General features: G+C 45.6%; 3 protein-coding genes. 2 read left to right on the forward strand and 1 reads right to left on the reverse strand.

Annotated features, from left to right (window positions below; translation table 11 throughout):
* Positions 1-135: 135 nt before the first annotated feature.
* Together A7090_RS04540 and A7090_RS04560 are read left to right on the forward strand one after the other, a co-directional pair.
* Positions 136-330 (forward strand): Rop family plasmid primer RNA-binding protein, encoded by a 195-nt coding sequence (locus A7090_RS04540; RefSeq protein WP_097749863.1) that lies wholly within the window; start codon positions 136-138, stop codon positions 328-330.
* A gap of 1,006 nt (positions 331-1,336) precedes the next feature.
* On the forward strand, positions 1,337-2,176 hold the full coding sequence (locus A7090_RS04560) for a hypothetical protein (protein WP_063080250.1): 840 nt from the start codon (positions 1,337-1,339) through the stop codon (positions 2,174-2,176).
* A 35-nt stretch (positions 2,177-2,211) separates the two neighbouring features.
* Here the strand turns inward: A7090_RS04560 and A7090_RS04565 are convergent, their stop codons facing one another.
* On the reverse strand, positions 2,212-2,874 hold the full coding sequence (locus A7090_RS04565) for a hypothetical protein (protein WP_063100320.1): 663 nt from the start codon (positions 2,872-2,874) through the stop codon (positions 2,212-2,214).
* Between the last annotated feature and the right edge of the window lie 786 nt (positions 2,875-3,660).

Consider the following 3,660-nt stretch of genomic DNA (forward strand, 5'->3'; position numbering starts at 1 on the left):
GATATGCTGTGCCATGATACGTCCTAAAGAAACAGGACAGGATGTGCAATTGTAATACCGTCGCCCGCAACGTCTTACAATTACCACCTGCTCAGGGTCCCCCCGACACCCGGAACTGACGGAGAACAACGGAAGGTGAACAAACAACAACAAACTGCGCTGAATATGGCGCAATTTATCAAAAGCCAGAGCCTGACACTGCTTGAAAAACTGGATGCTCTGGATGCCGACGAACAGGCGGCCATGTGCGAACGACTGCACGAACTCGCAGAAGAACTCCAGAACAGCATCCAGATTCGCTTTGAGGCCGAAAGTGAAACAGGAACATAACGAAGCTGACGGAGGCGGTCACGGCTTTCCCGTGGGCGTTTTCGTCAGCAGACAAGCCCGTCAGGGCGCGTCAGGGGGTTTTAGCGGGTGTCGGGGCGCAGCCATGACCCAGTCACGTAGCGATAGCGGAGTGTATACTGGCTTAACTATGCGGCATCAGTGCAGATTGTATGAAAAGTACACCATAACCGATGTGAAATGCCGCACAGATGCGTAAGGAGAAAATGCAACTTCCGACGCTCTTCCGCTTCCTCGCTCACTGACTCGCTACGCTCGGTCGTTCGGCTGCGGCGAGCGGTGCCTGCTCACTCAAAGGCGGAGATACGGTTATCCACAGAATCAGGGGATAACGCCGGAAAGAACATGTGAGCAAAAAGCGAAACACAGGAGAAAGGCCGCGCCAGTGGCGTTTTTCCATAGGCTCCGCCCCCCTGACGAGCATCACAAAAAATCGACGCTCAAGTCAGAGGTGGCGAAACCCGACAGGACTATAAAGATACCAGGCGTTTCCCCCTGGAAGCTCCCTCGTGCGCTCTCCTGTTCCGACCCTGCCGCTTACCGGATACCTCTCCGCCTTTCTCCCTTCGGGAAGCGTGGCGCTTTCTCATAGCTCACGCTGTTGGTATCTCAGTTCGGTGTAGGTCGTTCGCTCCAAGCTGGGCTGTGTGCACGAACCCCCCGTTCAGCCCGACCGCTGCGCCTTTTCCGGTAACTGTCATCTTGAGTCCAACCCGGAAAGACACGTAAAAACGCCACTGACAGCAGCCATTGGTAACCGTTTAGAGGAGTTAGTCTTGAAGTTATGCGCCGGTTAAGGCTAAACTGAAAGGACAGATTTGGTGGCTGTGCTCCTCCAAGCCAGTTACCTTGGTTCAAAGAGTTGCTGCTCTGAGAACCTTCGAAAAGCCGCCTTGCTGGGCGGTTTTTTCGTTTACGGACAAGACTACCTTCAGGATCGTTAGATCTCAAGACAATCATGCATAGTGAGCATACACAGGAGCCGAACTTGCTTACACTGATCATCTTTTTTGTTTTATTAATTGCTGCATGTTTCTTTTGTTTTGCTCCACCACGAAGAGGATATGACAGAAATGAGATCATTCCATACAAAATAAAACTATCAATAAATAAATATCGCCTTTACATATACTCATCGGGAAAGGTAAGACAATACCTTTTATTTTTAGTTATTTTATCACTGTACTACTCCATAGCGGAACCATTTAAGTCTGAGTTAATAAAAAACATATCATACTCACTGATGGCTGCATTTATTTTTGATACAGGGCTTAATTTTAGCAAGGAGAATATAACTAAAGGGGTGATTTCAACAAGGTGGCATAATGACCTATATTCATCATTTGAGAGAATGAAAGCAATTAATAAAATTTACTATCCATCCAACAAAGAGATAAACACAGAAGGTCTATCCAAAGCCATCACATCATCTCTTTTCAATGATGACGCGAACTCGTTCGCAAAGAGAGATTTTTGCTTGATGTGGGACTTATCTTCTGAAAAATATCTTTCCTACAAAGAAATAATAATAAGAAAAGGCGATAAGCTTGACGCTGTATGCTTGAGATTTATAAATGATGACTACAAGTTTTTAGTTAATTTCAACAGAGATGAAGAGGTTTTCAAATACTTTCCTTCTATAATGCAACCTTCACTCAAAACTTATAGAGCGTTATCAAGACTAGTAAACTCAATCAAAGATCCTTCTAGATTTAAGTTCACGACAGAGTCATTAGAAATGGAGTTACTAGAATACTTAGAGTTAAGAAATGAATTATTCAATGATATAGAAGAAGTAATGGGTAGCTATGCTCAGAGGGCACCATAGATCATGATAGCCCTCGATAGTACTTACTTATATTTTTAGAGAGGTTTAAGTGTAAGTAGAGGGAGTAACACCTGGTTTTTCAGCATCCACTCCAATGAATGCTGACACCGATACGCGATAATTCTCTTTATCGTAGCAAAATCATCTTCCAGATTGCGGTTGAGAATAGGTTCATGATGCGCAATACGATTGCGCAGTTTTCTCACCGTTTCCAGATCGTTGTAGAGATTCTGCCGTAACTGTGCTGCATTCAATCCCTGTGCAGCCGCATGAGGAAAAGCCGTCAGTATATGATTGTTCCAGAGGCGGTTATCGAATCTCCCGGTCAGCATTTTCTGCCAGAAAACAAACTTAAGTTCAGGAATAACTTTCCCTGTCGTGGGTTGGTTTCGTCGTCCATTGATGAGGTCATCTTTGGGTTTATAACCATGAACAGGGATAGGAAGACTTCGTTCAAAACCAATGGACCAGGGCCATCTAGCTCCGTATACCGTTTCGAGAACCTCTGAAACAGCATTTCGCGTGATAACCTCGCATACATGCAAGGGCATAAAGAAAGCAGCGGATATCTGCGCGTTCCACATGTAAAGCCTCAGAGCTTTTTCCGTCCGGTGAACGCCTGCCGGTCCACCTAAAATGCTTTCATAGGTTCCTATTCTGGCAGCAGACAAGCTAGCCTTTATGCTGTTTGACGGCATCGTCAACGATCCTTATAATGAAGTTACTAGCCACGGGACTTGTTAGCAGTAATGCTTCCCCCCGAGGACAAACGACAGAGATATACAACAAAGGCCCGCTGTATAGAGTACAGCGGGCCTTTGTTGTTTTAATTCCCGCAATTTAAAATACTCCGTATTTACCATAACGTCTCCTTGCGCGCACCGCTAAAACGCGCTGAACGCGATTCTGCCGCAAACACCGCAAAAAGAGATGTTTTCCCCGGGGTAAACCGGAAAAATGCGTCAGGATCGCTTTCAGCTCACTGCATAGCTATGCATGAAAGTGAATGACGATCGGTTTGGGCGCATACAGTACCCATGAGACACATTTTCGGACATTTTCAGTTCGTGAATCCCTGACTCATTGCTACATATCTGAACAGACACCCCTAGCAGCGCCCCCAGGGGCGTCCTGTAAAAAAACACACCGCGCCGCTAGCAGCACCCCTAATATAAGATGATGTTTTTTATGAAAATAGTCAGTACCCCCCCCCTAAAAAGCGGTGTCGGCGCGGTGTTGTAGCTGCTCCAACACCGCTTTTTTAAATATCACAAAGAGAGCAAGAAGAACTAATTTGTCATAACTCTCTATTTATAAAGAAAAATCAGCAAAAACAAGTTTTTGCGTGGGGTGTGGGCATTTCAGGCATGAGAACAGACTCGCGTTTTTCCGGAGTATCAGAGGAATTATTGATTAAGAAACACTCGACGCAGAGCGAAATTTTATGCAACAGCGGCTGCACTGCACAGGGATTATTTATCAGT

The sequence above is a fragment of the Escherichia sp. MOD1-EC7003 genome (genome assembly GCF_002965065.1).
Lineage (GTDB): Bacteria > Pseudomonadota > Gammaproteobacteria > Enterobacterales > Enterobacteriaceae > Escherichia.